This window comes from Streptococcus sp. 2741 (genome assembly GCF_013276315.1).
GTDB lineage: Bacteria > Bacillota > Bacilli > Lactobacillales > Streptococcaceae > Streptococcus > Streptococcus pseudopneumoniae.
The window spans coordinates 1-4,760 of record NZ_VMKU01000159.1; the positions used below are offsets into that span (position 1 = coordinate 1).

The 4,760-nt window shown below is 37.0% G+C and carries 4 protein-coding genes and 1 pseudogene; all 5 read left to right on the plus strand.

The annotated features are described in order from the left end of the window. Positions 1–220: 220 nt before the first annotated feature. Complete coding sequence (locus HT671_RS11155; RefSeq protein WP_000748217.1) at positions 221–514, plus strand: hypothetical protein; 294 nt, start codon at positions 221–223, stop codon at positions 512–514. A gap of 6 nt (positions 515–520) precedes the next feature. Continuing rightward, positions 521–2,722, plus strand: a complete 2,202-nt coding sequence (locus HT671_RS11160) for an ABC transporter permease (RefSeq protein WP_138703069.1) — start codon at positions 521–523, stop codon at positions 2,720–2,722. Between the two features lie 4 nt (positions 2,723–2,726). Further along, on the plus strand, positions 2,727–3,368 hold the full coding sequence (locus tag HT671_RS11165; RefSeq protein WP_000087002.1) for an ATP-binding cassette domain-containing protein: 642 nt from the start codon (positions 2,727–2,729) through the stop codon (positions 3,366–3,368). Positions 3,369–3,496: 128 nt separating this feature from the next. Then, positions 3,497–3,793: a hypothetical protein gene (locus HT671_RS12120; protein WP_007284909.1), complete on the plus strand. Its 297-nt coding sequence runs from the start codon at positions 3,497–3,499 to the stop codon at positions 3,791–3,793. Between the two features lie 140 nt (positions 3,794–3,933). Next, a pseudogene (locus tag HT671_RS12125) lies at positions 3,934–4,743 on the plus strand (hypothetical protein); the annotation flags it as partial. Between the last annotated feature and the right edge of the window lie 17 nt (positions 4,744–4,760).

The following is a 4,760-nucleotide window of genomic DNA, read 5'->3' on the forward strand; positions in this document are numbered from 1 at the left end:
TTCGAGTACAATCACAAAAGAAGTCCAATGGTCTTGATGTTGGGAAGGCTGATTAGTTGATTAAATGATGAAAATACTATTAACTATATAGTATTTCTGTTTTATCTAATTTTTAATTAGAAAGAAGGGATTCCGATGTACTAGGGTATGATTTGTTGATATTTCTAAATGCAGTCATTGTTATTGTTAGATTTTAAGTGAAAGAAATGAGGGCTTTACGATGAAGAAAAGCATAAAAAAAATAATTACAACATCTTTACTTGCACTGACTTTAGCTGGTGCAGGTGGTTCGATTGTTTCAGCTGCAACAGTTTGGTATAAAGGTACTGCAGTTTATTGGGATTATGGTCGTACTGCTGGCCTTTGGAGCTATTCAAATGTTCAGTCTAGTGTTTACGAACACTCAGCAACTGCTAACGGGGCATTCTCAGGCTGGCAATCACCTGGAGTAGAAGCACGTGTTTCTAAATTCATCGGAACTGCTACAGCTGAATGTTACTGGAATTGTAGGTAAGTACCTATGACATACAAAAACATGTTATTAGGTAAAATGAAATACTTAATCCTGTTTTTGATTGCCATCCAGAGTGTCTTACTTGCTCTGGTGGCAATTTTTTTAGCAGGTTTACAGTATCAACAGTCATGGCAGAGTTATAATCATCATTCCGAAACTGTAACAGTTTATCTTCAGAAGTTAACAGAAGAGCAATCACAAGATGTATTTAATTATTTTTTAGAACAGAGTGACTTGTCCATATGGACAAAACGTTCTGAAAGTAGTGATACAGGAGAAGGTCTAAATAGGATTTATATAGACATCCTTGGCAGCTCTGCTGGTTTTTCAGATTTTGAAAGTACGGGTAAAATAGTAGTCTCACAACAACAATTTGCAGATTTATTATTTCATAGTGATAATAGTATGACTATTGGACTTGACAAAGGCTCAAATAATATGCTTTACGAGCTTCCAGATTTATTATTTAGCACACCTGTAGTCATTGAACGATTAGATTATACTTTTCAAAACACTAATACGATCAATGGGATATACCATATCAATGGTCTCCACGATGCTGTCTCAAGAGATAACTTTCTGTTGCATCTTTCAAAGATGTCAGGTATTTCTGTTGAGGATTTGACAAAAGAAAGTTTTGGAAGTAGTACTGATCAGGGAATTTGGGGAATAATACTTGCTATCAGCATCTTAGTAAATGCCTTCATTTTACTGATTCTATTCTTAATCTGTGTTCTTCAATCCTTTAAACATTTCGGAACATTGATTCTTTTAGGATGGGATAGAAAAGAATTATGGTCTGCTTTTTTCAAAAATTCTCTACTATTTTCAATCTACATTATTCCAATTATCTCTTTATGTAGTTGGTTGTTGTCAGGCTGGTCTAGTTTTGGTTTATCATCGTTTATTCTAGTTTTTGCTGGAGTCAGCCTCTCAGTCTTGTTGCTACTATTGATATTCATTATTCCAACGATTATTGTTTATTCGGTTTCTCCATTAGCCGCAATTCATAAACGATTACCAATGAAGCCTTTAATGGTAACCTGCTTGTTATTCTATACCTTGGTAGCTGGTTTGTTAATCGCAGTCAGTTACTCTTTAGATGCTCCAACGAATCAGTTTATTGATAATATGAAAGTATCTAGGGAGTGGAAAAATGTTGAAGATATGTACGTTATCTCCAGCTTTGTTGAGGGAGATGATGTAGGTACATATGCAGGAACTACAAATTCCCTTGAGCGTAGTATGTATAACTTTTACCAGCGTATATCTGAGCTTCCAGGTGTCTATATTGCCCAAGGAAAATTTCTTAATCAGGAGTACCTTGATGCAGTCTATGGGACATACCAACATGTCCCTAAAAAACCATTTTGGTATTTGAAATTCTCCTATAATTACCTGCAAGAGTTAGGTATTCCCCTAAGTGATGAGGAGTTGCTAGAGATGAGGAATGGTACTCGACTTTATCTTCTACCTAACACGCTCAATACAGAAGAACTTGAGGCGATGAAGGCTTATTTACAGGAAAGTGTCACTGTAAAACCGGGAGATTTACAAACTAATTTCACAGAAAATCCGAAATTTATGTTCAAGGTTTACCAACCGTCTCGACCAATATTTACTTGGTCAGATTCCATTTCTTATGGTACAACTAGTGAGAATCCAGTTATTTTTGTCTCAACACCAGAGAATCTATATTTCATGGAGTCGGCAAACTTAGTTGTCAGCGGCTATAATGGTCTTTTGAAGATTCGTGATAGGGAAACAATGGAACAGGTAGTGTCCGTTTTAGAAACAGAATTTCCAGATTTAACGGATAATCGGTTGAGTTTTACAACTGTCAAGAACTTTATCAATGGTCTTCAAAAAGATCTGAGTTATACATTTTATCTTTTCGGCACGATTATAGCGATTATCATCATTACGATGATGGCTATTTTCTGGAGTTTTGTCTTAATGTACCGCTTGTTATTTGAAGAAAAATTGTATGTTCAATACTTTATGGGATTCTCACCATGGAAAAGATATATTGGTGTGGTTTCTCTCATTATTAGTTTTTCTGTGATGGAACTAATCGTTTCTATCTTGGTGGGTTCTAAGTTGGGAATAGTCATGACACTAGCTACATTTGCTTTTCAGATAATGCTTCTTTACTTCAGTTTGTTCCGTAAAGAAGGAGAGAGTATCATACAATCATTTAAGGAGTAATCTCATGTCTAGAATTTCAGTACAAAATGTATCAAAACAATTTGGTTCAAGAGAAATTTTCAAAGACTTAAGCTTTGATATTGAGGAAAATGAATTTGTAGCTTTAGTAGGACCTTCTGGTTCTGGAAAATCGACTATCCTCAATATGATTGGACTATTGGATACTGTTGACAGTGGTAAAATCCTAATCAACGGAAAAGTTTTGCCTAAGGTAAATTCGCAATCAGCAGTTCATTATCGAAGGAATGTCATCAACTATCTTTTTCAATCCAATGCACTCATTTCTACATCTAGTGTGAAAGATAACCTGATGCTTGCCATGACTTTTTCGAATTTCTCTAGACAGGAGAAAGAGCAGAGAATCAAGGAAACGCTAGAATTTGTTGGTCTACAAAATCGGTTAAATAGTAAAGTCAATGAATTATCGGGAGGTGAACAGCAGAGAATTGCGATTGTGAGAGCTATTTTAAAGCCCGGAGATATTGTCCTAGCAGATGAACCAACCGGATCGTTAGATCCTGAAATGTCTCAAAAAGCATTCGATTTGATTCGAACTTTGAGAGATCAATTTGGTAAAACAATTTTGATTGTTACGCATAACATGGAGCAAGCACGGCAATGTGATAGGATCATTTCACTGGAGTAGGTTCTTGTAAATTAACTCAACCATTATTAGCACTTGATACGGTTACTTCTATCAATAGTTTAGTAAGCTTGTTAGTTTATAGAGGGCAGGGGTATTTCTGCCCTCTGTTTTAGAATAAGGAATGCACTATGAAAAAATTATTTATACTCATATCCAACCTGCTTGCTAGTTTGTTCTTTGTTTGGGTATTTACCATTTGGACTGATACATATGTCTCCCGTTACTACCCCAACGTTGTTGTACGTGATTCTTCCCCTGAAACAACTTTTCAGCATATTGCTACACGCTTGGAAAAACTAGCAGAAGAAACGGATAGCTTTATTGCGATTCAACACCAAGATCCTAACTCAGAAGGTACTACAGTTTTTTCTTATACGACCTTTGGGGACGGAAAGTTGCCTGATGGGCTTCAGGAAAAAAACTAGAAGATACTCAAAGTAGTAGTGTTGAAACAAACTATTTTGTATTCGGTGGACACCTAGATATTCACTTGCTAAGGGAGGAGCTAAGTCAACTTGGCTTGACTAACATGCACCTGACAATTCCATCTAAACTATCTACGTTAATGGCTATCTTTAGTAACGGATTTCAGTTAATCAGTCTATTGATTTTCATCTTAACCTTTGTAGCACTGACTTTAATTAGTCAAATTAGCCAATTACGGTCGTCGGGCATTCGCCTCATTTCAGGAGAGAAACGGTGGTCCATTTTCCTTAGACCAGTTGGTGAGGATTTGAAAGGGATAGCTGTTGGTTTCAGTTTAGCTGGCTTGCTCGCCATTCTTATGCAAAAAATTCTGTCGCTTCCAACGCAATCCCTAATGACCATAGGAGAAGGCTTGCTCAGTTATAATCTCATCTTGTTGTCGATCTCCCTGTTTTTCGCTCAACTCTTCGCAGTTGGGATAAAAAAGATACACCTGATGCAGATTATAAAAGGGCAAGTGCCTGTCAGAGGAATCATTAGTTTGATTTTAATCGGTCAACTATTAGCGATTATTATTGTAACGCTGGGAATAGGGAGTAGCTTAAAGTATTCCCAAGCCTGGCAACAGCATCGGATTGGACAAGAGGCTTGGAGCCAGGAAAGGCAACTGATTACCCTATCAATCAGCCGTGAAGGAACGAGTCCTGGTTTTGATGAACAAGCTCAAAGGAAACTCAGAACTTGGTATCAATTGATGGATCTGGCTGTTTCAGAACAAAAGGCTTTCTTATCTAGACACCAGTTAATTGACCGTACTTTGCAAAATGGCATGGCTTCCTCCAAAAACTTTATAACCTCTACAGAATGGCACGATTACAACCCGAATGGCAATGTCCTTATCGTCACACCGCAATACTTGGAGCGTCAAAACATTCCTGTAGATACAACGTAACCGCCCAATAACGA

Bases quoted from the DNA above. Each gene is read 5' to 3' on its own strand.
- HT671_RS11165 (WP_000087002.1), top strand. From the start codon at position 2,727: ATGTCTAGAATTTCAGTACAAAATGTATCAAAACAATTTGGTTCAAGA.
- HT671_RS12120 (WP_007284909.1), top strand. From the start codon at position 3,497: ATGAAAAAATTATTTATACTCATATCCAACCTGCTTGCTAGTTTGTTC.
- HT671_RS11160 (WP_138703069.1), top strand. From the start codon at position 521: ATGACATACAAAAACATGTTATTAGGTAAAATGAAATACTTAATCCTG.
- HT671_RS11155 (WP_000748217.1), top strand. From the start codon at position 221: ATGAAGAAAAGCATAAAAAAAATAATTACAACATCTTTACTTGCACTG.